Source organism: Chryseobacterium sp. AG844 (assembly GCF_003182335.1).
Classification (GTDB): Bacteria; Bacteroidota; Bacteroidia; order Flavobacteriales; family Weeksellaceae; genus Chryseobacterium; species Chryseobacterium cupriresistens.
Genome location: NZ_QGTV01000002.1, coordinates 211,695 through 236,610 on the forward strand (window position 1 = coordinate 211,695; position 24,916 = coordinate 236,610).

General features: G+C 35.7%; 16 protein-coding genes and 1 riboswitch. Of the genes, 8 read left to right on the forward strand and 8 right to left on the reverse strand.

Annotated features, from left to right (window positions below):
- Window positions 1-3 precede the first annotated feature (3 nt).
- The 5 genes from bshC (at window position 4) to pckA (ending at window position 7,196) form a co-directional block, all read left to right on the forward strand.
- Window positions 4-1,590: a bacillithiol biosynthesis cysteine-adding enzyme BshC gene (bshC, locus tag DEU40_RS03020; protein ID WP_110008480.1), complete on the forward strand. Its 1,587-nt coding sequence runs from the start codon at window positions 4-6 to the stop codon at window positions 1,588-1,590.
- Window positions 1,591-1,628: 38 nt separating this feature from the next.
- Window positions 1,629-3,590 (forward strand): LysM peptidoglycan-binding domain-containing protein, encoded by a 1,962-nt coding sequence (locus DEU40_RS03025; RefSeq protein WP_228406431.1) that lies wholly within the window; start codon window positions 1,629-1,631, stop codon window positions 3,588-3,590.
- Between the two features lie 70 nt (window positions 3,591-3,660).
- A complete protein-coding gene (gene fabD, locus DEU40_RS03030; RefSeq protein ID WP_110008482.1) occupies window positions 3,661-4,536 on the forward strand; it encodes an ACP S-malonyltransferase in 876 nt (291 codons plus the stop codon).
- A gap of 10 nt (window positions 4,537-4,546) precedes the next feature.
- On the forward strand, window positions 4,547-5,452 hold the full coding sequence (locus tag DEU40_RS03035) for a GYDIA family GHMP kinase (RefSeq protein WP_110008483.1): 906 nt from the start codon (window positions 4,547-4,549) through the stop codon (window positions 5,450-5,452).
- Between the two features lie 127 nt (window positions 5,453-5,579).
- Window positions 5,580-7,196 (forward strand): phosphoenolpyruvate carboxykinase (ATP), encoded by a 1,617-nt coding sequence (gene pckA / locus DEU40_RS03040; protein WP_110008484.1) that lies wholly within the window; start codon window positions 5,580-5,582, stop codon window positions 7,194-7,196.
- A gap of 50 nt (window positions 7,197-7,246) precedes the next feature.
- Here the strand turns inward: pckA and DEU40_RS03045 are convergent, their stop codons facing one another.
- A complete protein-coding gene (locus DEU40_RS03045; RefSeq protein WP_110008485.1) occupies window positions 7,247-7,684 on the reverse strand; it encodes a hypothetical protein in 438 nt (145 codons plus the stop codon).
- A gap of 64 nt (window positions 7,685-7,748) precedes the next feature.
- Window positions 7,749-8,156, reverse strand: a complete 408-nt coding sequence (locus DEU40_RS03050) for a type II 3-dehydroquinate dehydratase (RefSeq protein WP_110008486.1) — start codon at window positions 8,154-8,156, stop codon at window positions 7,749-7,751.
- 243 nt (window positions 8,157-8,399) lie between these two features.
- Window positions 8,400-8,498, forward strand: a riboswitch (SAM riboswitch).
- Window positions 8,499-8,581: 83 nt separating this feature from the next.
- Between DEU40_RS03050 and DEU40_RS03055 the strand changes: the two genes are divergently transcribed.
- Together DEU40_RS03055 and DEU40_RS03060 are read left to right on the forward strand one after the other, a co-directional pair.
- Window positions 8,582-11,515, forward strand: coding sequence for a SusC/RagA family TonB-linked outer membrane protein (locus DEU40_RS03055; RefSeq protein ID WP_110008487.1), 2,934 nt, complete (start codon window positions 8,582-8,584; stop codon window positions 11,513-11,515).
- An 18-nt stretch (window positions 11,516-11,533) separates the two neighbouring features.
- On the forward strand, window positions 11,534-13,027 hold the full coding sequence (locus tag DEU40_RS03060; protein WP_110008488.1) for a RagB/SusD family nutrient uptake outer membrane protein: 1,494 nt from the start codon (window positions 11,534-11,536) through the stop codon (window positions 13,025-13,027).
- Window positions 13,028-14,015: 988 nt separating this feature from the next.
- Here DEU40_RS03060 and DEU40_RS03070 read toward each other — a convergent pair.
- From DEU40_RS03070 to DEU40_RS22600, 6 genes are all read right to left on the reverse strand, one after another.
- On the reverse strand, window positions 14,016-14,498 hold the full coding sequence (locus DEU40_RS03070; RefSeq protein ID WP_110008490.1) for a hypothetical protein: 483 nt from the start codon (window positions 14,496-14,498) through the stop codon (window positions 14,016-14,018).
- Between the two features lie 7 nt (window positions 14,499-14,505).
- Window positions 14,506-15,357 carry an adhesion glycoprotein serine-rich repeat-containing protein gene (locus tag DEU40_RS03075; RefSeq protein WP_146207824.1) on the reverse strand — a complete coding sequence of 284 codons (852 nt, stop codon included), beginning with the start codon at window positions 15,355-15,357 and terminating at the stop codon, window positions 14,506-14,508.
- A gap of 200 nt (window positions 15,358-15,557) precedes the next feature.
- Window positions 15,558-16,106: a hypothetical protein gene (locus tag DEU40_RS03080; RefSeq protein ID WP_110008492.1), complete on the reverse strand. Its 549-nt coding sequence runs from the start codon at window positions 16,104-16,106 to the stop codon at window positions 15,558-15,560.
- 2 nt (window positions 16,107-16,108) lie between these two features.
- Window positions 16,109-22,726: an RHS repeat-associated core domain-containing protein gene (locus DEU40_RS03085; protein ID WP_110008493.1), complete on the reverse strand. Its 6,618-nt coding sequence runs from the start codon at window positions 22,724-22,726 to the stop codon at window positions 16,109-16,111.
- Window positions 22,727-22,732: 6 nt separating this feature from the next.
- Entirely contained in the window at window positions 22,733-23,200 is a 468-nt protein-coding gene (locus DEU40_RS03090) for a hypothetical protein (RefSeq protein WP_181397930.1), read from the reverse strand.
- Between the two features lie 6 nt (window positions 23,201-23,206).
- Complete coding sequence (locus DEU40_RS22600) at window positions 23,207-24,166, reverse strand: hypothetical protein (protein ID WP_228406432.1); 960 nt, start codon at window positions 24,164-24,166, stop codon at window positions 23,207-23,209.
- Between the two features lie 321 nt (window positions 24,167-24,487).
- Here DEU40_RS22600 and DEU40_RS03100 point away from each other — a divergent pair, with 321 nt between their 5' ends.
- Window positions 24,488-24,868, forward strand: coding sequence for a DUF6660 family protein (locus DEU40_RS03100; RefSeq protein ID WP_228406433.1), 381 nt, complete (start codon window positions 24,488-24,490; stop codon window positions 24,866-24,868).
- Window positions 24,869-24,916: the final 48 nt, after the last annotated feature.

The window sequence follows — 24,916 nt, forward strand, 5'->3', positions numbered from 1 at the left end:
AGGTTGAAAACAATTAATAAAATATCATTTAACGATATAGAAAGCATTCCTCAGCTGGTAAAAGATTTTTTAAATCAGAATATTGAGGGTTTTGAAAATAATACATTTTCCTTAGATCATTTCAGACAGCAGATTCATCTGAAAAAGGATTCTTTCGCATCAGAAAAAAGAAGTATTGTAGCTGACGTGTTAGAAGGTCAGTTAGAAAATCTTTCTCTTTCTTCGAAGCAGAAAGAAAATCTTGAGAATCTTAAACTGCCCAATACATTTACCATTACAACCGGACATCAGCTGAACCTTTTTTCCGGTCCTGTTTTCTTCGTGTATAAAATTCTTCAGACGATAAAGACATGTACCTATCTGAAAGAAAATTTTCCGGATTTTAATTTTGTTCCGGTATATTGGATGGCTTCGGAGGATCATGATTTTGCCGAGATCAACCATTTTAAAACTGAAAATAACTATTACGAAACTAACGGAAAATCCGGCGGCCCGGTAGGACGAATTGAAATCAGTGATACATATTTTATTTCTGAATTTGAAAAAGAATTTAAAGATTCTGTTTTCGGGACAGAGCTGATTTTAATGATGAAGGAAGCTTATAAAGCAGGAAACACCTTAACGGAAGCCATTAAGATTCTTGTCAACCGTCTTTTTTCAGAATTCGGACTTTTGATTCTGGATGGAGATTCTGTAGAACTTAAGAATCAGATGAAAACGATTTTTAAAGATGAGCTTCTGAACTTCAGTTTACAGAAAACTTCCAAAGACAAAGTAGATTTTCTTACTGAGAAATATGGAAAGGTTCAGGTAAACCCTCGTGAAATTAACCTTTTCTATCTTTCTGACACCAGAGACAGAATTGAATTTAATGGTCAGAAGTATATCATTGTGGATAAGACCATCCAGTTTACAGAAGAAGAGATTCTGGCTGAACTGGAAAATCATCCTGAAAAATTCAGTCCGAATGCATTAATGCGTCCTGTTTATCAGGAAAACGTGCTTCCCAATCTGGCTTATATCGGTGGAAATGCCGAAATCATGTACTGGCTGGAACTGAAGGATTATTTCTCAAAAATCAATATTCCTTTTCCTATCCTGATTCCAAGAAATTCTATGCTTTTCCTGAAAGAAAAAACATTGGGGAAAATAGAGAAACTTGATCTTAAGATTGAAGATTTTTTCAAGAACTTTTCAGTACTTACCAATCAGAAGATTTTAAAAGATAATCCGATTTTACAATTGCTTGACGAGAAAGAAGAATTACTCATCAATAGTTTTTCTACATTGAAAACTTCAGCAGAAACAACTGAAAAATCTTTCGGGAATATGGTGAAGGCAGAAGAAGTACGACAATTAAAATCATTTAAAAGAATGAAAAAACGTCTGCTTCACGCCGAAAAAATAAAACAGAATGAATTGCTGGAAAGGCTTGAAAATCTGTTTTTAGATGTTCATCCCGCAAAAACATGGCAGGAGAGGGTATATAATTTTAGTGTATTCTTTTCAGATTATGGCTATGCGTGGCTTGAAAATTGTTTGGAAGAAATGGTGGTTCAAGATTCAAAATTAATAATTGTTGCCATTTAATTTTAAAGAAGTATTTTTGTAAATTATAATTATCGAATATGATAAAGAGGTTTTTTATTCTATCCAGTTTATGTATGGTTTTGGGAGTTTCAGCCCAGAAATCACATACGGTTGTGCAAGGTGACAATCCTTACAACATTGCAAAAAAGTATGGAATGACTGTAGATGAATTGCTGAAGCTAAACCCAAAACATAAAGATGGCAAACTGGCGATCGGAGATGTTTTAACGATAAAATCAGAAAAAGCAGCCACTCCAGCTGTAACAAAAACAGCTCCGGCAGGAAAAGTAACTTCAAATACAGGTGCTTCTTCTCTGGGTAAAATTGTTTTAATGCCAAAGCAAACCATCTATGGTATTACAAAACAATACAGAATTTCTGAAACTGATTTAAGAAAACTGAATCCTGAACTGGATTCTCACATGAAAATCGGAGACGAAATCACATTACCTCTTGCCAGTATAAAAAAATATGGTGGCGAGCAACAGGCTGTAACAGCAGAAAAGCACGTTGAAACTCCTGTAGAAAAAGTAACAGCAACTGCTGCTACATCTGCTACTACTGCTGCAGAAGGAGAATCTTATGTGATTCAGGCAAAAGATAATTATTACAGAATTACAAAACAGTTTGGCATCAGCCAGCAGGACCTTTATGCTTTAAATCCGGGATTGGAAGAAAAAGGACTGAAACCTGGTGATACCATAACAATAAAAAGATCCAATAACAATAATACTGATACTGTTGCTGAAACTTCAAATCCAAAAGCAAAAATGGATTCAGGGAACGAAAAATCAACCGCTGCTTCCACTGTTGTTGCAGGTGATGATTATGTTACCTACACGGTTCAGCAGGGAGATACAGTATTCTCTATCGTTAATAAATTCGGTGTTTCTATTGATGAGCTTATCGCTCTCAACCCGGATCTTTCACACGGTTTGAAAACCGGAATGGTTCTAAAGATCAAAAAGCAGGATGCAGCTTATATAAAGAAAAATGGTGATGCTTTAAGCGTTATCCTGATGCTTCCTTTCGGGTACAGTACCAATGAAACTCAGTACAGAGGAATGGCACTTGACTTTTTGACAGGAGCTAAACTTGCTATTGAAAGAAATGCAAGGGGAGGACAAAAATTAGATATTAAAGTAGTAGACTCAGGGAATGAAGCTTCGTTCAAAAACTCTTTGACACAGATTAATCCTGATAATACAGATCTTATTATCGGACCTTTCTTCAAATCCAATGTCATTGATGTTCTTGATTTCACCAAAAATCAAAAAATCCCGATTGTAGCACCATTTGCCAACTCTCCGGAACTCTATAACTACAGTAACCTTATTATTGTAGAAACCAATAATCAGACGTATGCTGATAAGATTGTAGAAGAAGTAAAAGCAGTGTATTCAGATCAGAAAATATATATAGTGGCAGATGCTAAAAAAGAAGATGCCAACTATATCAAAGCCGGACTTGAAAAAGCGGTGAAAAATCCTAATATCATTATTGTTAATTCGTCGGCAGATATTCAGCCGGATCAGAATATGATGACAGGACAGTCTGCACCGGTTATTGCCATTTTAGCAAATGATGATAATACTGCAGGAGATGCTTTTGCCAACAGAATGATTGCGATGTCTAAAGAAGTTCAGGGAATAAAAGCCTTCAGTATGTTCTATTCTCCTGTTTTTGAGAAGAAAGTGGATGAGCTGAGCCAGGCAAGTCTTGTATATCTGATGGATAGAAAGATCAATACAGACGGAAGCTTTGAGAAAGAAATTCTGGCTGCTTATAAAAGCAAATACTGCAAAACGCCACCGAAATATGCTATCGTAGGTTTTGATGTGGTAAATGACATGTTAACCAGAGAGAATAAAAAAGGAGAGATCTTTAAACAAATGAATAAAGTTCAGACTCAGCTTGCGACCAAATTTGAGTTTGTAAAATCTAAAGCTAACGGTGCTTATGTAAATACAGGTTACAGAGTAATCAGGTTAGTACAATAAATGATTTATAGCACTTAAAACGAATATTGTTAACATTATAGTTATATTTGCATAATATTTAATTCAATACATGAAAGCACTTGTATTTCCAGGGCAGGGTTCTCAGTTCGTAGGAATGGGAAAAGAATTGTATGATTCTAGAAAAGATATTAAAGATCTGATGGAATCTGCCAATGAAATTTTAGGTTTCGACATTCTTTCCATTATGTTTAACGGTACGGATGCGGATCTTAAGAAAACAGAGGTTACCCAGCCTTCAATATTTATACATTCAGTAGCAGCATTAAAAGCCGTAAATGGTCTTGGTGCTGAAATGGTAGCAGGACACTCTTTGGGAGAGTTTTCAGCTTTGGTTGCCAACGGAGTTTTATCCTTTGATGACGGTTTGAAATTAGTTTCTGAAAGAGCGAAAGCAATGCAGGAAGCTTGTGACGCCAATCCAAGTTCTATGGCGGCAATCTTAGGATTGGATGATGCCAAGGTTGAAGAAATCTGTGCACAGATTAGCGGGGTTGTTGTTCCTGCTAACTATAACTGTCCGGGACAATTGGTTATTTCAGGGGAAACTCCTGCAGTAGAAGAAGCTTGTATAAAGCTGAAAGAAGCAGGCGCTAAAAGAGCATTGCTGTTACCGGTAAACGGAGCTTTCCACTCACCATTGATGCAGCCTGCACAGGAGAGACTGGCAGCAGCTATCGAAAAGACAAAATTCAGAAAAGCAACTATTCCTGTATACCAGAATATCGCGACAACAGCGGTAACCAATCCTGATGAGATCAAACAAAACCTGATCGCTCAGCTTACCGGTCCAGTAAAATGGACACAGTCTGTTCAGAATATGATTAAAGATGGTGCCTCTAACTTCGTGGAAGTAGGACCAGGAAAAACCCTTCAGGGATTGATCAAAAAAATTGACGGATCTGTAGAAGCAACTTCTGCAATCTAAATAAAAAAATATGAGCGCGATCTTTTCACCGGGCAAGCTTATGCTTACTTCAGAATATTTCGCAATCGATGGAGCTCTTGTCTTAGCGGTACCTACCAGGCTGGGACAAGAGTTTTTCTTTGAAGAAAAAGAAGATGGAAAATCTCTTATTCTTTGGGAAGCCTATCATCAGAATACATTATGGTTAAAAGCTGTCATTGATTATAAAAACTGGCAGATCTTAGAAACCAATATTCCATCAAGCGCTGAGTTTATTACCAAAACATTACAAAATGTTCAGCTGCTTTCTGACAGTAAATTCAAAACAGACCTTACTTATTATTTAAAAACAAATCTTCAGTTTCCTGCGGATTATGGGCTTGGGAGCAGTTCCACCCTGATGAATAACCTGGCGGAATGGGCTGAAATAGATCCTTTTCATCTTAACACCATCAGTTTGGGAGGCAGTGGATATGACATTGCAGTTGCAAAAGAAAAGTCCGCAGTGCTTTTCCAAAGTAAACCTGAGATAAAATATGAGAAAGTAGATTTTAATCCGTCCTTTAAAAATGAACTGATTTTTATTCATTTAAATCAGAAGCAGGATAGTAGAGAAGGAATCAATTTTTACAAATCAAAAAAGAAGTCCCCGGAATTGGTTGATGAATTTTCGGATATCACAAAGAAAATTATGTTATGCGATGAATTGGAAAATTTTTCTGCATTAATGATGATTCATGAGCGAAAAATTGCCGATTTTCTTGAAATTCTCACAGTTAGAGAAAAATTTTTCTCAGATTGCCCTTCATTTGTCAAAAGTTTAGGTGCATGGGGTGGAGATTTTGTGATGAGTGCGAAATTTGGGGACTATAAGAACTATTTTTGGGAGAAAGGTTTTACGACCGTTTTTGAATGGGATAATATAATTGGTTTATAATCAATATATTACAATCCTGTTTTTTTATTTGCCATTCTGACTTATATCAGTATATTTAAACCACCTTTAACAAATAATTAATATTATTTTTGTTGAAAGCAATAAAGAAATAGAAAATATAAGTAAAATGAAAAACACTAAAATCATCCAGGATTTAGAGAAATTAGGGATTAAAGGAAACTATGAAGTAGTGTATAATCCTTCTTATGAAGAATTATATCAGGCTGAAGTTTCTCCTGAAAATCAGGGGTTTGAGAAAGCTGAGCTTACAGAATCAGGCGCAGTATCAGTAAAAACAGGAATTTTCACAGGTCGTTCACCTAAAGACAGATATATTGTTCAGGATGATGTTACAAGAGATACAATTTTCTGGGATGGTAAAGTAAACTTACCTACAACAGCAGAAATTTTCGGGTCTTGTAAAGAACTAGTGCTGAACCAGCTTGCCGGATCTAAAAAGATTTATGTAGTAGATACATTCTGCGGAACGAATGCGGATACGAGACTTAAAGTAAGATTTATCGTTGAAGTAGCATGGCAGGCACATTTTGTTACTAATATGTTCATTCGTCCTTCTCACTATGAGCTTGAAAACTTTGGCGAGCCGGATTTCACAGTTATCAACGGATCAAAGACTACCAACCCGAACTGGGAAGCTCAGGGATTAAACTCTGAAAACTTCATCATGTTCAACCTTACTGAAAAACTACAGATTATCGGAGGTACATGGTACGGAGGTGAAATGAAGAAAGGAATGTTTGCTATGATGAATTACTATCTTCCATTAAAAGGTATGGCTTCTATGCACTGTTCTGCTAACGTAGGAGAAAAAGGTGATGTAGCTTTATTCTTTGGTCTTTCAGGAACTGGTAAAACAACTTTATCGGCAGATCCTAAAAGATACCTTATCGGTGACGATGAGCACGGATGGGATAACAACGGAGTATTCAACTATGAAGGCGGATGCTACGCTAAAGTTATCGACTTATCCGCAGAAAAAGAACCGGATATCTTCGCTGCCATCAAGAGAGATGCACTTCTTGAAAACGTTGTTGTTAACAATGGAGTAGCAGATTATACAGACGGATCTATCACTGAGAACACAAGAGTTTCTTATCCAATCTATCATATCAACAAAATTGTTTTGCCGTCTAAAGCAGGTCATGCGAAAAAGATTGTTTATCTTTCAGCAGATGCATTCGGAGTACTTCCTCCGGTTTCTATCCTGAATGAAGATCAGGCGCAGTACCACTTCCTTTGCGGTTATACCTCAAAATTGGCAGGAACTGAAAGAGGAATTACAGAACCTCAACCATCTTTCTCACCTGCATTTGGTGAAGCATTCCTTACCTTACACCCGACAATGTATTCTAAAACATTAATCGGCAAAATGAAAGAGCACGGAGCTAAGGCTTATTTGGTAAACACAGGTTGGAATGGTACCGGAAAGAGAATTTCTCTTAAAGATACCAGAGCAATCATTGATGCCATCATTGACGGTTCTATTGATAATGCTCCTAAAACTCAGGTTCCGATCATGAACCTTGAAATTCCTACTGAATTACCAAATGTTTCTACAGGTATTTTAGATCCTAGAGATACCTATGAAAGTGCTTCAGAATGGGAAGAAAAAGCAAAAGATCTTGCTTCAAGATATATCAAGAATTTTGAGCAGTACTGTAATACTGAAGAAGGTAAGAAATTAGTTGCTTCAGGACCTCAATTGCAGGAACAGACTATCTAATAGTTACCAATCAACATACAAAAAGCCTCATCACTGATGAGGCTTTCTTATTAGTATTTTTTACAACTTTCAATCAATTCATTCTGTTCATCCAGTTTCAGGACTGTTGATTTGATTGATTCTTCAGTCAGATATTTTATAATCATAAAATGCTTTGAAGAAAAGTAAGACTTTCCGTCCAATATTTTATTTAAATACTTTGGGGTAGTGAAGGTCATCCAATATTTTGTTTTGTCAGAAAATTCAATGGTGACTTCTATTGCAGATTCAGTATCCTCTACTATTTCATCATCAATATGAATGGAAATAATTTCCGGTTCTTTCTCCAAGCAGAAATAAAACTTAGAATACCATCTGAGCTTTCCTTCATCATTCCAGATTCTTATATTTTCAGCATTTATTTCTTCAACGATATAAGATTTTCTTTTTGTTAATTGTCTGGAATTTACCCCAATGCTTTTACAGTAAATCTTATCCTTTATCTTCATAAATTATTTTTCATAATCATCTGTGAAAATCTGTGAAATCCGTGGTTAAATAAAAAAGTATAAGTTATTTTAAACTTAATAAGGCCAACCGATACCCATCCATTCCAAAGCCTGATAAGACTGCATCCGTATTAGCTGCTGTTACAGATTTCTGTCTGAATTCCTCTCTTTTATAGATATTGCTGATATGAACTTCTACTTTAGGTTTTCTGATATTTTTTAAACAGTCTGCAATCGCATATGAATAGTGAGTATAAGCCCCGGGATTGATCACTACTGCATCGAAGTCATCTTCCTGAAGCCTGTTGATAAGTTCTCCCTCAATATTAGACTGATAATATTTTAATTCATGAGTCTGAAACTCGGATCTTAAATTTTCCAAATAACTTTCCATAGAAACATTTCCATAGATTTCCGGTTCTCTTGTGCCCAACAGATTGAGGTTAGGGCCGTTAATGATCAAAACTTTCATACCATAAAATTAAAAACTTTTTTCAATTAAAGATCAAAAATTTCTGGACAGATTTAATTTGTTGTATTGAATTATTGATAATGATATTTGTCATGTTTAAGAAAGTAGTAAAGCTTGTAACTCTTTACTGTGATGGATTTTATTAAAAAATTAAGTTAATTTTTGAAAATTTATCATGAAAAATAAATAAGTCTACTTGTTTTGTAGACTAAAAGTTTTTAGCTTTGCAACCATATTTCGATCGGCTTATAAAGAAAGATGGAGGGAACTGACCCTATGAAGTCTTGACAACCTACCCGTGGGGCAAGGTGTTACGTTCAGCCTTTTAAGGAAAAATAAGCATTTGGTTTATCGTATTTATCGATGCCCTTTGCTGATTTTTCTGCAAAGGGCTAAATTTTAATATATGATAACTAAAATTGATTATGATTAGCAAAAATTTATTCAATTCTAAAGCCTGGATACCTCCGGTTGCTGCTTTTTTTCTTGGAGTCACCAGTGTAAGTGCACAGAATTCCAGGGCGAAAAAAGATAGTCTTCATGAAAAGGAGCTTGATGAAGTAGTTGTGGTAGCTTATGGAAAAGCAAAAAGAAACAGCTATACCGGTTCTGTAGCCACCATTTCCAGTGATAAAATCAATAACAGACCTGTAACCAATATTACCAAAGCATTGGAAGGGCAGGTTGCAGGGATTCAGACGACCAGTGCCTCAGGGCAGCCGGGTGCGGTTTCTACTATCAGAATCAGAGGAATCGGTTCTATCAGTGCTTCCAGTGATCCTTTATATGTAGTGGATGGAATTCCTTTTGACGGAAATATTAACTCTATCAGCCCAAGTGATATTGAATCCATCAGTGTTTTGAAAGACGCTACAGCAAGTGCTTTGTATGGCTCAAGAGGGGCAAACGGAATTATCATCATCACTACAAAATCAGGAAAAAAAGGAGACGCAAAAGTTAATTTTAATATCAACCAGGGATTCTCAGGAAGAGCTGTCAAAGATTATGAACAGGTAAACACAGATCAGTACTTTCAATTATATTGGGAAGCATTACGAAACGGATATCAGTCTGGTAAAGTTTCTTCTCAGCAGGCCGCTCAGATGGCAACAGATAATCTTGTTTCTACCCTTGGGATCAATCCCTATGGAACTGCTTATCCAAAACCGGTAGGAACAGATGGAAAACTATTACCGGGAGCATCACCACTCTGGAATGACGACTGGAGAGATATTTTACAGAGAGTGGCCTCAAGAAACCAGATGGATCTTGATATCAGCGGAGGAAGTGAGAAAAGTAATTACTTCTTTTCCCTTGGTTATCTGGACGACAAAGGTATGGCCATTGAATCTGGTTTTAAAAGATATAATACCAGGCTGAAAATTAATTCCGAAGTTAAAAAATGGCTGAATGTTGGAGTAAATTTAAGCTATACGAACAGTATTCAGCAGGCGCCTACTTCTTCGGATTCAAAAGCGAGTAATATCATCAATGCGGCAAGATTCATTCCTTCATTCTATCCTTATTATGAAAGAAATGCAGACGGCACTTACGTTTTGGATGCCGACGGAAATCCGATCTATGATTTTGGAAAATACAGGCCTACGAATGCACTTCAGAACCAAAATGCGGCTGCAACGTTGCCATTGGACAAAAACGAAAATAAAGAAGATAACTTTTCAGGGAAAGGATTCATGGAATTCACTTTCTTGCCGGAGTTAAAATTCAAAACAAGCTTCTCTGTTGATCTGGTGAATTATAACGGACATTATTATTCAAATCCATTACTTGGGCAAGGTGCTGAAATTGGAGGTTCGGTGACGAAGACCAATACCAGAACACTTTCCTATACAACCAGCAATATTCTGACGTATGATAAAAAGTTTGGAAAGCATCACGTTAATGCATTAGCAGGTCATGAATTCTACAAATACGATTATCAGACGATTTCAGGAACGAGAAGTCAGTTTTCACTGCCTTATTACTATGAGCCGGATGCTGCTTCTCTGCTGGGAAGTTTCAGTGGAAACAGTAATAAATTAAGCTTATTGAGTTTCCTTGGAAAAGTAGAGTATGACTACAATAATACTTACTTTTTATCTGCATCGGGAAGAGCAGACAGTTCTTCAAGATTTGCGAAAGATAACAGATGGGGCAGGTTTTGGTCAGTGGGAGGTTCGTGGAAAATTTCGAATGAGGAATTTATTAAAAGCCTGAATGTTTTCAATCAGTTGACATTGCGTGCCAGTTACGGAGGTCAGGGGAATGATAAATTACTTAGACCCAACGGACAACCGCTTTATTACGCTTATCAGGAGCTGTACAGATTTATCAGTCTTGGTGGAGAACCGGGAACAACATTGGAGAAAACATCTACCAATAATGTGAAATGGGAAACCAACCTTAACTTAAACGTAGGATTGGAATTCGCTATTTTGAATAACAGAGTTAAAGGAAATATTGAATACTTCAAAAGAAAAAGCCAGGATCTTCTGTTTAACATGCCGGTGGCACCATCATTGGGAATCAGTGATTACCCTGCTAATATCGGAACCATTCAGAATACAGGGTTTGAATTTTCATTATTTACAACACCGGTTAAGAATGTTGATTTCCAGTGGAATGTGGATGTGAACTTAAGTACTTTAAACAATAAAGTCACAAAATTACCTGGCGGTTCTCTTGTAGTAGGAACCAAGCTGTTAACGGTAGGAGGTTCTGTGTACGATTTCTTTATTCCGGAATGGGTAGGTGTAGATCCAAGCAATGGAAAGCCATTGTGGAAAACAGTTTCTACCGATGCCAGTGGAAATTCAGTGGAAGGAACGACTTCAGAATACTCAAAAGCGACAAAACTATTGCAAGGTTCTGCATTGCCTAAACTGACAGGTGGAATCAGCACAAGTATCACCTATAAGAATTTTGATTTTTCAGGATTATTGACCTTCAAAATCGGAGGGAAAATTCTGGATACCGATTATACTTCCATTATGCATAACGGAAGTGCCGGAGGACGTGCGTGGAGTTCTGAAATTCTGAACAGATGGACACCGGATAATCCATATACAGATGTTCCCGCATTGAGCACAACAACAAATAACTGGACATCAACGTCTTCAAGATTCCTGTATTCAGGTACTTATGCAAGACTTAAAAATGTAAGCTTGGGATATACACTTCCTGAAGATTATTTTGAGAAAATAGGATTGAAAAAATTCAGAATTTATATCCAGGCAGAAAACTTTCTCACATTCTATAAACATAAAGGAATGGATCCTGAGCAGGCTTTGGACGGAACCACGTATTACAGATATCCTGCCATGAGAACGATCACTTTTGGTCTTCAGGCAACTCTTTAACCTTTTAAAATTGAAACAATGAAACAATTAAAATATATATCATTTGCTCTTATCGGATTTTTGTCGTTGGCAAGCTGCGAAAGCGAGCTGGATACAGCTCCTACTGATCAGGCCAGCAGTGTAGAAGTTTTCAAAACAGCCGAAAGTGCTGAGACGGTAGTGAACGGTACCTGGGCAAAGTTTAATAATGACGGAACAACCTATGCCAATATCGGGTATTCCACTGTGTTGAGAGCCAGTGATGCTATGGGAAGTGATGTGGCAGTATTGACCAACAAGTATGGTTTCGCTTCTACCTATGCCTTTACAGAAATGGTTAACAGTACAGCAAGCCGCCCGCTGTTTATCTGGACGATGTTGTATTCCACTATCAATAATATGAATAATGTGATTACAAGAATTGATGGCACAGAAGGCAGCCAGGAGAAAAAGGATCAGGTGAAAGGCCAGGCAAAAGCCTTACGTGCTTTCTGTTACCTGAATCTGGCAAGCTTTTATCAGTTCAGCTATCTTAAAGACAAATCAGCATTGACAGCCCCGATTTATACAGAACCTTCCACAACAAGCACAGTAGGGAAGAAGAGAGCAAGCCTTGAAGAAATCTATACATTGATTAAAAGTGATCTTACCGACGCCGATAACCTATTGAAAAATTATACAAGAAATAATAAGGATAAGATCAATCGTTCTGTGGTAAACGGACTTTTAGCAAGAACTTACCTGAATACAGGAGAATGGAGCAAAGCTTCAGCATCAGCAAAAATTGCAAGGGAAGGTTTCCCGCTGATGGCTCCGGAAAAGTATAAAGAAGGTTTCAATGATATCAACAACGCAGAATGGATCTGGGGACATGCACAGACCCAGGAACAGTCTGATGAAAGTTATGCCTTCCATTATCTGGATGTATCTTCCTCAGGAAGTTATTATTACAGCTTTATGGCGGATCCTTATTTTAAAGACCTTTTTGATACTAATGATATCAGATCTCAATTGTTTTCATGGGACGGACAGAAAGGTAGAGAAGGATTGCTGAGGTATGCCAAGTTTAAATTTAAGCCAACTCTTATTGCAGACATTGTCTACATGAGAGCTGCAGAAATGTATCTGATCGAAGCGGAATCGGAAGCCAGAAACGGAAATGTTTCTCAAGCGGTAGTAGTATTGAATCAGTTGAAATCTGCCAGAAATGCTAATATTTATAATGGTTCATTAACACAGAATGCAGTAGTAGATGCCGTTCTGATTGAAAGAAGAAAAGAATTATTCGGAGAAGGATTTTCCCTTTCAGATATTATCAGAACGCAAGGGACAGTAGTGAGAAAACCGTTTGTAGATGCAGATGGAAAACCGATAAAAGTTCAGGTAACTACACCGGACGGTACCGTGAAAACTGTAGACGGTAAAGGACATTCTGTTCTTGATTTACCGGATAAATCTGCTTTTGTACCAAATAGTAATTATTATTTATTCAGTATTCCACAAAGAGAATTTGAGAATAACCCGAATTTATAAGATATAGTCCATAATTAGATTGATTTTTTAAGCCACTGCTTTTGCGGTGGTTTTTTATTTTTAAAACGTATCAAAAAAACAAAATCAGAATAGGAAAATTCCTACTCTGATTTAAGTATGTTTGAGTTATCAATAAGCTGATCACTGGGATGTAACTTATAGATTACAAATTTATAGTACATTCTATTCAACGAGTAAAAGCTTGATAAGTAAAAAAATAAACAAAGCTATAGGAAACCAGAGGATAAAACCTGTGAGCACGTAAGCTATTTTATATTCAAAGTCATTAAATTTTATAGTATCCAATCTTTTTTTTCTGATTAAAGCAAAAAAGGGTATTGTTAATATAATGAAAAAGGCATATTTCACCAACTTGTTATTCGTTGAAAATCCCAGAACAGTAGAAATTTTATTGATTATAATAAATACAAAATCTACACTTTGAGGAATTAAAAAAAAAGTATAGAGGAATGTATATATAAAAAAAATGAGAATGCTATTCATATAAGCATCACTATCAGTTTTATTTCGTTTTTTCAAAAACTGATAGATCATGAAAGGTATAAATAAAAAGTATTTCATTTAGTGTGCAAAATTAAACTTTTGATTACTAATTAAGGGTTTAATGGTATTTTTGATACTCTTGTACATGGCTTTTCCTAAAGATTTTCCTCCATTAAAATATTTGTCGATTGCGCTCCCTATTTAACCATAGGCAAAATCGGGATCATAAAGAATATTCTGTTCTTAATTTACCGGATAAATCTGCTTTTGTACCAAATAGTAATTATTATTTATTCAGTATTCCTCAGAGAGAGTTTGAGAATAACCCGAATTTATAAGATATAGTCCATAATTAGATTGATTTTTAAGCCACTGCTTTTGCGGTGGTTTTTTAATGATTTTTATTAAATAAAAATCCCCCAATTTTCGGGGGATTGATTTATATAATAGTTTTGTTTTGCTAGCACATGTAAAACATTGCTATTTATTTTTGTATAAATTCATCCGGAAATTGCAACCTATACGTAGGTAAAATGAATTCATATAGTTTTGCTTCAATCTGGACATATTTCTCCTTATCAGTAAAGCTTTCATTGCATGGGAAATTCTCAATATTTTTATCCTTATTAAAACTGATTGTTGAGCTTGATAAGAGTTCGTTATTATCAGCAAATATACAATTGCGTAAATTTTTAGGTTTAAGCTTTAAATATAAATCATAAATGTCTTGAAGATTTTGTTGTGTCAGGTTTACCTTGACTGCTTTTGTCTTATAGTTCCCATCAGGATATAATTGTTTTACTTGATAAATTGCAGTTTTACTATCATAAGATTTAATTTCATCAATGACTTTATTATAATACAAAATATCCTTGTAGAATAAATGAAGTTTATCTTTTTTTTGGGTGAAACAACTTTGTGTACTTAAGATAAGTAAAACTAAAGTGATTATTTTATAATTTTTCATATGACATTTATTTTGTATAAAACATAAATCGGTTGAATACTGGCATAAGCTTATTATATGCGTTGTCAACTATACTTCGGGAGATTTGGTCTAAATTATTATATAGTCTACTAATAACGGATGGTCTCCAGTAAAAGCCGCTGTTTAATCTTTCTGTCGGTGTTACAAAATTTCTGTCTGCGTATAAGTGCTCTAATTTAGCCATCCCTAAATGTTCGCTGCTATCTGATTTTAGCTGCACATCAAGCAATCCTATTTTTTGAGAATATGCATGCCCTGTCTCATGTACCATCGTTGCTGCTAAAAGCTTTTTGTTTTGTGCTGTTATAGGTGCGTATACAATATCAGATTTACCCGTCCAGAAATTTTTTGGGGTGGTATATGCATAAACTTTACTTCCATCCCCAGGATATATATATCCATCAAATCCCCCATATCCTAAGGTGTCCTTTCCTACTCCAAATTGATCCATTTCTGATAATGTAAAGTTTTTGCTTCGCATAATATCTATATCATTCTGCATGGTATCACGACTAATATTTATATCATATGTTGGAGTATCATTACTTTTAATCTCTGAAGAAGCGGTTTTATAGTTAGTCTTATTATATCCTTGAGCATAATAATTTACGGTATAACTTACAGCAGCTACAGCTCCACCAATTACTGCCCCTGTTGCTAATCCTTTTAAGAAATTATCCCCGTTAAGCAAGGCTGTTACTCCTCCTGTTCCTGCACCTGCCAGTGCACCATTTCCTACCGTTCCCCAGAAACCACTGGCACTGAAGACTGTCCCAGTCCCCCGGAGACTCCTCCTGTGACCGCACCCATTAACAGCGCATTGGCAAAACCATTCCATGACCAGCTGTTCATTACTAGTGCCTGTATCGCATACATCCCTACACTGATCAGTGTTCCTACTGCTACTCCCCAATTTACTGGAGCTAAATAGGTTAAAAAGAATCCAGAAACCCAAGACTCTCCGTTTAGATCGTTAAAATCAAGAGATTATTATCCTGATTCTCATATTTGTTAAATTATGGATATTGTAAGTCCTATTCAATTTATTTTACTTTTAAAATGTCCTCTAACATGATAAACAGAACTTTCTCTATCAATTTCTTCTTTTATTGTGAAATCAATTTTACCATAAATACTATCTCCTTTTATATAATTTTTCTTATCTAAAATCAAGTTTGGATTCTCAATACAATATTTTTTTTGAGGAACGTGATGATCGTCATTATAATCTTTTATAAAGACCTTATATTTGGTAGATAGTCTAATTATATTGATATTCGTTCCGCTATATCCATCACCAATATGAAAATTAATTTCTTGTATTGACTTTAATTTTTCCCATTCTCTAATGTTACATTGCCAATAGACTGTGTCTGTATCGTTTTCTACCAGAGAAAGATCTGTAGAAACTTGCTTTTTACCAAAATGTGAAAATGACAAATATTTTTTTGTTTTTAACTCTTGTATCACTTCTGCTTTTATTCTCTTATCAATTTTTACATCATCAAGTTTATAAATAAATAAAAACACCGTACAAAATGATGCAATTAGGAAAATAATTCCAAAATATTTTAATTTCTTTTTCATTGTTAAAATTTAAATGATTTTATTAGAGGCAAAAGCAATTTATCTAAATTAGGATTAGAATTTTGTAAAAATCTTTGAAAATAAAGAGATTTCATCCAATCGGCTTTATCTAACCATGAATTTTTATTAAATAAATCTATTGTCATTTTTCTTATCGAAACATGACCTTCGTAGTCTAAAATTCCCTGAAACACACCCATATTTTTGGTAACTGTTTGTGCTAATAATGCATACTTTGAGTTGTTTAAAACTACATGCCCTACCTCATGAGTTATTGTATCAACAAACTGCGACTTGGAGGCAAATGCTCTTTTTGCAAGATAGATATTATTTGAAGGTGTAGTTACTCCAAGAAGGTCGGCCTCAGCAACTTTTCTATCTATTCCCCATAAATTTTCCCACCAAGATTTCTTATAGAAGCCTCCGTTTTGTGCAATGCCATATCCTTCAGGAGCTTTAAGGTATACATTCTCCACACCATAATTTCCCAATCCTCCATACGCTTCTTGAAATTCATGTACAGTACCATATGAATATTTTAAATTATCTGTTGAATTTGCTGAATCACTAATTGGACTATCAGATATTCTATATTCATGATTTCCTTTTGTAATATTAGCCGCAGTTACCATTTTGTCAATTCCCCAGCTCACCGCTGCTACAGCTCCACCAATAACAGCACCTTTCAGTACCCCTTCAAGGAAGTTTTGTCCGGTAAGTAAGGCTGTAACACCACCTGTTCCTGCTCCAGTGAAGGCACTGCTTCCCACAGATCCCCAGAAACCACTGGCACTGAAGACTTGTCCCAATCCACCGGAGACGCCTCCTGTGACTGCACCCATTAAGAGTGCATTTGCAAAACCATTCCATGACCAGCTGTTCATGACCAGTGATTGTATTGCATACATCCCTGCACTGATCAGTGTTCCTACTACTGCTCCCCAAATTACCGGAGCAACATACGTTAAGAAAAATCCGGCTACCCAGGCAAACTCTCCACTAGGATCATTAAACATCAGAGGATTATTCAATACATACCCATACTTGTTATAGTTTTGGGTATTGTAAGGATCCTGGATATTTTCATCCGCGTTCAGGAATCTTCTTAATAACGGATCATATAATCTACCATTCATGTGAATGATGCCTACTTCTCCAAAATGTTCATGGCTAGTGTAACCGCGATCAATAATGAGATCCTTCGACAAGCTCAGGATGACATTTTTGTCTGTAATGATGGATCCGTTTCCGATTTTTAAATGGGTGAAATTACCCCACGCATCAAAATGCCTCTGCTCCAGTTTATTTCCTGCTTCATCACTGATGGCTAAAATACTTCCGATATAATCTTTATGCAAAAATTTATAAGAACCACTGCTCTCCGCGAAGTTCTTTAAATATACAATATTTGATTCATATGGTGTTCCACCAATATAAAGAATATGCTTTTCCTTTCCGGTTGTATTATCTTTTATTACTTCATAGCTTCCGTCTTCACTGTAAAATTTAGTGAACTTACCATCACTATCGGCACTGAAATTACCTCCATAAGTGACTCTCTGTCTCATTGAAGTTAAACCATACTGGAAGGCTGCATCACCTTTCATTCCATCAATGAACACAGGGTCATTATTTTCGTTGTAGGCGATACTCTGAATCAGATCATTATTGTAATTCTGAGTCCCTGCAGCATTTAAGGTCATTCCTGTTGGTTGGTAAATCTTTGCAGGGTTCTCATATTTGATGATTCCCACCTGGTCATTCTCCATGATTCTACCTTTAGCGTCATAAGTATTTTGTGAAAGCTGTCCTGTTTTAGGGTTTGTCCAGCTAATTAATCTATTATTATCATCATAATTAAATGTTTCAATAATGTTAAAATCTCCCAATGTTTTTCTAAGGTTTAATTCATTTTTTACAGCATTGAAAGTGTATTGAATGTTTAAAATACTTTGCTGCGAAGGGGACAGGTGTTTAATTTCTTTTAAAAACCCTGTGGCATCATCATATAAATTAATAATATTCGATGCACCAAGCTTTGCTGATAATACCTGACCTTTGGCATTGGTTCCTTGCAGCTCCCACAGACTTTTACCAGTTACTTTGTTTTTTACCTGATAAAGTTCTCCGTCCCATGTACTATATACATTTTCGATTTGAACTTTAGTAAGAACCCCGGAAGAGTATAATTGCTTTTCATAAGAAATCACCCTTCCTTTGTCGTCATAAGTAATTCCTTTCTGAATAAAGTATCTATCGTTGCTGCTTTCAGATGAAGATAAGAGCCTTCCCTGCGGATCGTATACCACATTAGAGCTGTAAACTTTCCCTTTAGATGTTCCGGTTCTTGAAATGACTCTTCCCTTATTATCATACGAATAAGAAATCAATTTATTGGTTGCCTGCCCGCCATCGGCTGTAGATAACTCTTTTTGAGAAATCATTTGCCCCATAGCGTTATAAGTGTATTCCTTCGTTCCTTTTGGGCTTATGGTCTTTTTGGGGTGTCCAAATCCGTCATATTCATATTTATACAATCCGTTTGATGGATCAATAAATTCTGATTTTCTTCCCCAGACATCATATTGGGTAGTTACAATGTTTTCAGCATATTGTGCTTTAATTTGTTCTCCGGCGGCATTGTAAGAGAACTGTATAGTTCCTCCTTTGTCTGTGGTAGAAACTATATTTCCTAAAGCATCAGATGTTTTAGATGTGACTTTATTATAATTATTAACTTCTGTTAGAGTTGTGGTTAATCCCGTAACAGATGTTTCTGTTTTTTTACCTGAAAATGAAGTTATATTTCCTGATGTATCTAATGATGCCAATGATGTAGTAGTTAGTTTAGCAGGAAAAACTGTATCATCATAACTAATTATATTCCACAAGCTGGCAGTTTGCCCGTCAAAGTAAAGCTCGGAGTCTCTGGTCTTTCTTCCCAGTACATCATATCCGGTCTCCTTAGAGACAAATTGTCCCTGTCCAAATGCTTTGGTAGAAACTTTATATTCCTGTCCTAGCTTATTGGTGTATTTTTTTGAAATATCTCCATCTGGATGATACTGTGTAACAGTGATATTAGAATTGTTATCTCTGTTATATTGATAGGTTGTTGTACCTCCAAGATTGGTTTTTGAGGTCAATAATTTTCCCCAGGCATCATAGGTGTTAACAAGCGTATTTCCTAAAGCATCAGTTTGTTTTTTTATCTGTCCCCAATCGTTATACTCAATACCTGTTTCTAATCCTAAATGATCTGTTTTCTTTACAACAAATCTTCCTTTAGGATCATACAGGTTTCCGTTTGTCTGGGTTTGGGAGTCTACACTATTGCTTATTATTTTCTCGATAATATTTCCAAAACCATCATAATTATATGTTTCAAGTAAATATCCTGTGTTGTCGCGATTCCAGGATTTTAAGGTTTTTAACAAATTGTTTTCATACGTGTATTCTTCTTTGGAAGATTTTGTATCACCATATGCCTGTGACTTTTCTGTTTTGTTTTTTGGACGTCCTACAAAATAATCAGAACCTATTCCTGATATGTTATGTATATAGTCAAAATCAGAAGTGGTCACAGCATAACCATTGTTTACATTGCTCACTGTCTGTTTCGGAAGATAGTAATCTCCATAAATAATAGAACTGTTTATAATTGTTCCAGTAAGGAAATCTTTTGTTTTAGTACTTTTTGGGACAGTAACTGTAACAACCTTTGGTTTATCAGTATCAGAAACGGGTGTACTTACCACCTGTCCGTCTAATAATTTATAAGTATCATATAGGGTGGATTTAAAGCTCAATAGCTGAGCGTTGTTCTCAGAAATATCTGTTGGGAAAATGTTGTTTTCATTGATAGTTCTGATGCTCCATTCTTTTACAGGGGCACCATCAAAAACAGGATCAATCTCTACTCCTGACCAGATTTTAGTGTTTTCAAATCCATCAGCGTACCATGAGCTGCGGGCAGACTGATGATATCCCATCATCCCTTTGCCCTGTAGATGTCCTGTCATTCCTCTGTATCGGAAATCCTGCTTTCTGCCTTCTTGCCTAAGTTGTGATACTGCATAGGACTGATCTGCTCTGCTTAATGAAAAATAAGGGTAATATTCTTTTTTTACTTTTTGATAAAAATTAGGAAGAGCTGGATCATTTGGAATCACCTCCTGATAGTCTGCTGATGTAACGATGTCTCCTTGCGTAATAGATTGTATTTGGGCTAATCTTCCAACAGGCGAAGGAGATTTAAGTTTATGCATCCTTTCTTTCCAGAATAATAGTACATCATAATAGTTGTTGTTGACTTTTACCTGTGAGGTGATGGGAGAGAATAAAGCAAATTCACTGGAACTGGTAACATAATTATATCCTCCATAATTATAACTGGTATAAAAATCAGGACTTTCATTTGCCATAGCTCCATTAGCAGTATAAGCAGCAATAGTATAGCCATAATATCTTTTAAGTATTAATCCGCTCGAATTTACTACACCCGCTTTATTAAAAGAGTTGATGTGTACAATATCTGATTTTCCGTCCCTATTAATATCTGAAGTAGTGTAAAAATTCCTGTAAATATTAAACGTAGGATAATTACTATTTTGAAAGTCATCTGGCTTTCTGTATTTCAAAAAATCTGTTTTTAAGACATTGGAAAATCCTTTTCCCGTACCCATATAAAACCTCCAGTTATCTTTTTCTTGGTTATCTGTTGTAGGGATCGTAAAGTCAAGGTTTCCATCACCGTTAAAGTCTCCAAACAAAACAGGAAATTCAGGTGCTTTTGTTTCTGCTAAATTACCTGTGAATTTAATTTTCTTCAGATACTGATTAGGAGCTGTTTTTATAAACTCAAATACAGTATAAGCGGTATTGGAAACATCAATAATATCTACTTTCCTGTCCCCATTTATATCGAGATATTTCTGATTTGTGTAAAAACTTTCAGATTGCCCTCTTTCCAGGGAATAATTAGAAACAGTATTGTTTGGGTTTTTCAAGTCTATAATAAATTTATCAGTAAACCCATTGGCTGCACCGGAGCTTGCTAAATTAAGGAAAACATCAGACACCCCATCTCCGTCAATATCACCTTCATTCAAGGCGGCATCACATACTGTACATACTGTTGGAGATATTACTTTTTCAAATACTTTAACAAAAGTATTGCTTCTGAATATATAACCTTCTACTTTGCCGCCTTCATATTGGACGATCCCATTGCCATTATAAATTTGTCCTTCTTCATCAAGCAATGTATTAACAACTTTTGCTTCTGTATTAAAGGTTTTACCTGTAGAAATATCAGTAAAGGTATTGTTGAGTCCTCCAAGCTTCACTACTCCATTGCTCAATGAGAAATCCAAATATCCATCACCGTTAAAATCACCTGTCAGCTTTACGTTTTCAAAGCTATCTACATTATTATCTGAAAACTCTAAAACAGGCTGAGTAGGAGCTGGATAAGTAAAAGCGACCGGATTAGCAGCTTTGTTATCCGTATTATACTCAGTTATCTTATCAACTGATTGATAATTTGTTCCATTTTTAATGTAATCAATTCCATATTTTTTAAATTGACTGCCATTGTAACTTACCTTAATTTCGGACAAAAGTTTATTTTGAGTATATCTTAATCCCTGTACATATGACTGTTCGATCAAATCTCTGTCTATATAAGTAAATTCAATGCTGTTATAATGAGGTTTGTTTAATGTTTCATTTCCTCCCCATGTTATGGTGGATATTCTGGACACTCCACCATTTATGCCCGCGGAGCCAAGTGGTGCATATTCATAGCTGTATGTGATGAAGTTCCCTTGAGGATCTTTCCATTTTGTGATGTTATACTCCAATGCTGGGGTCGTATCTCCCATAAATCCTGATGAAAATGTTTTTTCATATTTAGCTTGAGATCCATTTTCAAAAGTCACTTCCCAATAGTTGGGTCCTGAAATGTTTAAACTATTTCCAACAGATTTAATTTTTACGTTAGAGTATTTTTCCGTCACATATTCAGCGCCATCCTTACCATATTCTCCTGATTTTAAAATTAATCTTTGACCATTAAAGCTATAATAATCAGAATAATCCAATTGTATTCCTTTTATTTCTCCATCCTTATCAATATTTTTTCCAACTCTGGAGATAGAGGTAACACCTGAAATGTTCCAGCCATATCCAGCTATTCCATTGGGAGAACCGCTTGTATACAATAGATTAATCTGTGGTGCCACACTTTTCACTCCCGGAGGTAAAGCAATCGGTAAAGTAAACTGTAGCTGACCGCTACCATTTACTTCGATACTTCCTTTTGTATCGTGAAATTTGATACTATCCTCTTTCGTGCCCGATGGATTAGTTGCTCCCGCATTTGAATCGGTAGGACCACCGCCCGGATTTTCCGTTGCTGGACCAATTTTAGCTACGAATGGATTTGATGAGCTGGAAGACGCTCGAAATCCTGGTGCCAGCACCACTGTTTGTGGATCCTGAACCGTTCTCGAAGTACTCTCTGCCTGATACAGTATGGTTTGTGAAAAGCCCATTACTGCCCATAATGACAGTATGAATGATGAAAATACTTGTATTTTCTTATCGTAAAGTTTCATGGTTATTTATCGTTTGGTGATGTTTTTACTGAAAATTCTGCCATCTTTTAGCGTAAAGCGCAAAACATACACTCCCCAGTCATAACCTGTCATATTGATTTTAACCTGACGGTTTAAGTCCGGGATATTCTGTTGCTGGAATTTCCAGTGAATTGTACTGTGCTGATACAATGAAACGGATTCTATAAGCCCATCCACTTCTTCTGTCCAGTCTATGGTAAGATAGTCATTAACAGGAACCGGGTACAGACGTATTTGTTTCAGGAATGTTTTTTCATCAATAACAGGAGCTTGTCTGGTAACAGCTGCTACCTTTGACTCTTTTGAAACAATCTCTTCAGCCTTTTTACCAGTAGCGTCGATTCCCCTGTATCGCTGGTTTCCGGCCTCATCATATTTGAAATACACTTCGGTTTGGGAAAAGCCGAAGAATCCTATCATCAGGGATGATAGTGAGAGTAATTTTCTTTTCATTTGTGGTTATTTTTGTGTTGATAAGAGTTGCTGAACCTGCTGTTCCAGTTTTTCAATTTTCGCAGATTGGGCTTTCAAAGCTTCATTTTCATCCTTAAGATGTTTCAGTTGATCTGACTGTTGCTTTATTTGTTTATTCTGCTCGATTGAATAAAGAGTAAGCTCTTCAATTTTCTGCAATAATTTTATTTGGAATTCACCTACATTTACACCTTCTTTTTCCATTACTTTAGCAGAAGCAATTTCAGGAAGGTGCTTTTTTTCTTTGATATGTTTTTCAACTTCTTCTAATTTTGGAAGATCATATTTTTCATCAAATACAAAATCGGCAGTAGGAGTTAGAGTAACTTTTACTTCTTTGGCTTCAAATTTTCCCTGTAATAAAGCATTTCCATTGGGTTTAATGGCAAGTTGTACTTTCTTGTTTGTAATAAAATTAATCGCTCCAAAATCCGGGGTTGTAATCTCATTTTCAATATTAAAGTCACCATAAGTTCCATATCTGAAGCCACTACCTGAGTAGGTAGAATTTACTTCCAGATTAGCCGTAGTACTATTATATGCTAAACTGACTATAGCACTACCCCCGGTTTGTCCTACAGATGTAAACTTGCCCAGAGACAAATTTTGGTTGTTTATATTGTCCTGAGCGATATGTAGTTTGCTGTTAGGACTTACGGTTCCGATTCCCACATTTCCATTATCATTGACTACTAGCTTTCGGTCATTATAATCTCCTTTGGAAACGACCCATTGAGAACCATGAAGATCACCAAAAAACCATCCGTTATCTCCATTAAGATACTGAGTCTGAATTCCTCTGATAAAGCCACCATCGTTTACACTTCTTTTTAAATATATAGTTGGAGAATATGCCTGTACAGTAACTTCAGAAAATGTTTGGGCCTGTTGTGAAAATGCCAGGGATGAAACCAATAAGGCCATCGAAAATAATTGTGTTTTCATAATTATAATTAAAATTTATTTTTTTGTAAAGCTATAACTGCAAGGCCACAATTGGTGTCGTGTTTAATAATAATTTTATCAACAATTGGTAAATACCTATTGATGAGTTATTGTTTTTGCAAATTTACAAAAATAGATAGAATATTTTGGTTTTTATTTCATGTATTAGTATATTTTAATATAAATCATTTAATTTTATTTTTTATTTAATGAATAATCTGTTTTGTTGACGTTTTTGTTGTCATAATTGTTCATATAATGAATTTTTTTTTGGCAAAATCTTTTCTATTAAATAAACCGGAGCTAGAAATTATACTTTTTATGAATCAATTATGTAATGAAAGCTTCAACTTTACAAAAAATCTCTACCTTTGTACCATGAACCTCTTAAGATGGATACTGGCAATTTATTTCATGGCGCTATCATTGATGCCATGTGCTGATGTGTCTCATCCGCAGAATTCCGGGAATAAAATAGTTTCCCTGAGTGTTCAGGAAAACCATTCAAAAGAAAAAGGAGATATATGTTCTCCGCTGTGTGCATGCAGCTGTTGTCAGATAACAGTTTCAGCATTTAAGATGAATCCTTTACTGGAGATTCCCGAGCAGATTCCTGCATACTTTTCAAAGAAGATCCTGTTCCACAAAAACGACTTTGCTTATCAGGTTTACGATCCTATCTGGCAGCCTCCTAAAATTTAATTTTTATTGATTTTCAGAAAGTTATGCTTTCTAATACTTATTCGTGCT

Bases quoted from the DNA above. Each gene is read 5' to 3' on its own strand.
- DEU40_RS03025 (WP_228406431.1), top strand. From the start codon at position 1,629: ATGATAAAGAGGTTTTTTATTCTATCCAGTTTATGTATGGTTTTGGGA.
- fabD (WP_110008482.1), top strand. From the start codon at position 3,661: ATGAAAGCACTTGTATTTCCAGGGCAGGGTTCTCAGTTCGTAGGAATG.
- DEU40_RS03035 (WP_110008483.1), top strand. From the start codon at position 4,547: ATGAGCGCGATCTTTTCACCGGGCAAGCTTATGCTTACTTCAGAATAT.
- pckA (WP_110008484.1), top strand. From the start codon at position 5,580: ATGAAAAACACTAAAATCATCCAGGATTTAGAGAAATTAGGGATTAAA.
- DEU40_RS03045 (WP_110008485.1), bottom strand. From the start codon at position 7,684: ATGAAGATAAAGGATAAGATTTACTGTAAAAGCATTGGGGTAAATTCC.
- DEU40_RS03050 (WP_110008486.1), bottom strand. From the start codon at position 8,156: ATGAAAGTTTTGATCATTAACGGCCCTAACCTCAATCTGTTGGGCACA.
- DEU40_RS03055 (WP_110008487.1), top strand. From the start codon at position 8,582: ATGATTAGCAAAAATTTATTCAATTCTAAAGCCTGGATACCTCCGGTT.
- DEU40_RS03060 (WP_110008488.1), top strand. From the start codon at position 11,534: ATGAAACAATTAAAATATATATCATTTGCTCTTATCGGATTTTTGTCG.
- DEU40_RS03070 (WP_110008490.1), bottom strand. From the start codon at position 14,498: ATGAAAAATTATAAAATAATCACTTTAGTTTTACTTATCTTAAGTACA.
- DEU40_RS03075 (WP_146207824.1), bottom strand. From the start codon at position 15,357: ATGGAATGGTTTTGCCAATGCGCTGTTAATGGGTGCGGTCACAGGAGG.
- DEU40_RS03080 (WP_110008492.1), bottom strand. From the start codon at position 16,106: ATGAAAAAGAAATTAAAATATTTTGGAATTATTTTCCTAATTGCATCA.
- DEU40_RS03085 (WP_110008493.1), bottom strand. From the start codon at position 22,726: ATGAAACTTTACGATAAGAAAATACAAGTATTTTCATCATTCATACTG.
- DEU40_RS03090 (WP_181397930.1), bottom strand. From the start codon at position 23,200: ATGAAAAGAAAATTACTCTCACTATCATCCCTGATGATAGGATTCTTC.
- DEU40_RS22600 (WP_228406432.1), bottom strand. From the start codon at position 24,166: ATGAAAACACAATTATTTTCGATGGCCTTATTGGTTTCATCCCTGGCA.
- DEU40_RS03100 (WP_228406433.1), top strand. From the start codon at position 24,488: ATGAATCAATTATGTAATGAAAGCTTCAACTTTACAAAAAATCTCTAC.